Origin of the sequence: Nonomuraea sp. NPDC050153 (assembly GCF_044460125.1) — a bacterium.
Taxonomy (GTDB): domain Bacteria; phylum Actinomycetota; class Actinomycetes; order Streptosporangiales; family Streptosporangiaceae; genus Nonomuraea.
The window spans coordinates 1-1,981 of sequence record NZ_JBITJQ010000088.1 but is presented as its reverse complement, the minus strand read 5'-3'; the positions used below and the strand labels follow the sequence as shown (position 1 = coordinate 1,981).

At 64.6% G+C, this 1,981-nt stretch carries 1 protein-coding gene; it reads right to left on the bottom strand.

Annotated features, from left to right (window positions below; translation table 11 throughout):
- Window positions 1–111: 111 nt before the first annotated feature.
- Window positions 112–1,305 carry a group II intron reverse transcriptase/maturase gene (gene ltrA, locus ACIBQ1_RS61785; protein ID WP_397292874.1) on the bottom strand — a complete coding sequence of 398 codons (1,194 nt, stop codon included), beginning with the start codon at window positions 1,303–1,305 and terminating at the stop codon, window positions 112–114.
- Window positions 1,306–1,981 lie beyond the last annotated feature (676 nt).

Here is a 1,981-nt window from a genome sequence, read left to right as displayed (position 1 = left end):
CCATTGGTAGTCAGGGGCGCGGTGCCGTGAAGGCCCGGTTCCCCATCCCCCTTTCAATTCCGTACGTGCGGTTTTCCCGCATACGGCTTACCGATGATCTTCTTGACATGGTTACGCTGCCTTCGGATAGCGGATGGTGCCTCGCAAGCGATGCAGGCCGTGCCCGTTGAACCACTCCTCGGTCCACTGCCTCGATTGACCGGCACGTAGGTTGCGTCCCCGCTTCTTGATCATCAGACGGTGCAGACGCCACACCACGTAGTTGTCGATCTGGCGGAACTTGATGGCGGCGTTCCCGGTTCGGAAGTAGTTGCCCCAGCCGCGCAGGACCGGATTGAGATCCGCGATCACGTCACGGATATCCGTTCCCGACCGGCGGCGGCCGGTCCGCTCACGGACCTTGGACCGGAGTTTCTTCATCGCCGCCTGACCGGGCCAGCGGTGCAGGTAGTAGCGGATGATCCGCCTTTGTTCCCACAACCGCCCGGACATGCGGGCTCTGAAGTGGCAGCCGAGGAAGTCGAGTCCTTCCCGGCCCTCTCTGAGGTCAACGATCTTCGTCTTGTCCGGGTGCAGCCTCAGCCCCAGCGATGCGAGGATGTCCCCAACCGCCTCCAGGGCCGCTCTGGCCTCGGCCTCGCTGCGACACAGGACGACTCCGTCGTCCGCGTACCGCACCAACTCGCCCACACCGAGCTTGGTCAGCTCGGCGTCCAGAACGTGCAGGTAGATATTGGACATCAACGGCGAAATCACACCGCCTTGCGGGGTTCCCGCGACCGTCCGCTGGACCTCCCCATCCACCATCACCCCTGCCTGAAGCCACTGCCGCAACAGCTTGAGCACCCGCCGGTCCGACACCCGCCTGCCCACTTCGACGAGAAGACGATCATGATCGATCTCGCCGAAGAAGTTGACGATGTCGAACTCCACCACGAACACCCGGCCCTCGATGAAGCCCGTACGAAGCCGCTCCATCGCCTGCGTCGCCGACCGCTTCGGCCGAAACCCATACGACACCGGCGCGAAGTCGGCCTCGAAGATGGGTTCCAGCACCAGCTTGGCGGCCTGCTGGGCCACGCGGTCACGGATCCGGGGTATCCCCAGCGGACGCCTGCCACCATGTGGTTTCGGGATGTCCACCCGCCTGGACGGCGCGGGACGATACTCACCTGAGCGAAGGTCGCGCTGAAGTTCCCCGAGCATCCGGGCAACCCCATACTCCTCCACATCCGCCACAGTCACCCGATCAACTCCGGCGGCACCCCTGTTGGCCCGGACCCGCTCCCACGCCTCCCACAGCACGTCACCTCTGTGGATACGGTCATACAGGGCGTGGAAACGCCGCTCCGGCGACTGCTTGGCCGCAGTCCATAGCTTGCGTTGAAGTCCTCGCACGTTCAGGACGGACCCCTGCCCGTCCACTACGGCAGGCGATGGCCCGCCGGGGTAATTGGACCCAGCATCCCGGGTCATGCCCTTGTGCTTACCCTCGTCCCAAGCGTGATCAAAGTGGGGGTCCTTCCCTCCCGGCGCGTTGTGTTGCACACCGATCAGCGGTACTACGGCCCCCTCGGACTCCCGCTGCCCTCCAGACGACTTCACCATCGGCTTATACGCCCGGTCTCTTGCCCGACGAAAGGCGTGGTCAGACGGGTCTCTCCTGTTCCGGCCCAGACCGTGCACACGTGCCATCCTCCGTACCCCGGAAGAACCCAGTGGGCTGACCCCGGAACAGGGCCCACCGGACATGGCCTTCGCCGTGACATGAGCGGCTCGGCTTCTCCGTTGTGGTTGTGACGAGGCTGCAAGGTTCGCTTAACGCTACGGCCCGCGTGCTTGCTCCCTCCAAAGAGGCTCTTGACACCCCGCTCAACCCGCCATGTCTCCATGACGGGCCGGGGCCTGCTACCGGGCGCTCCGATGCTTACCCGGACGGGACTTTCACCCGCAGGCCTGGACCAGCTTCCAGGACGCAACA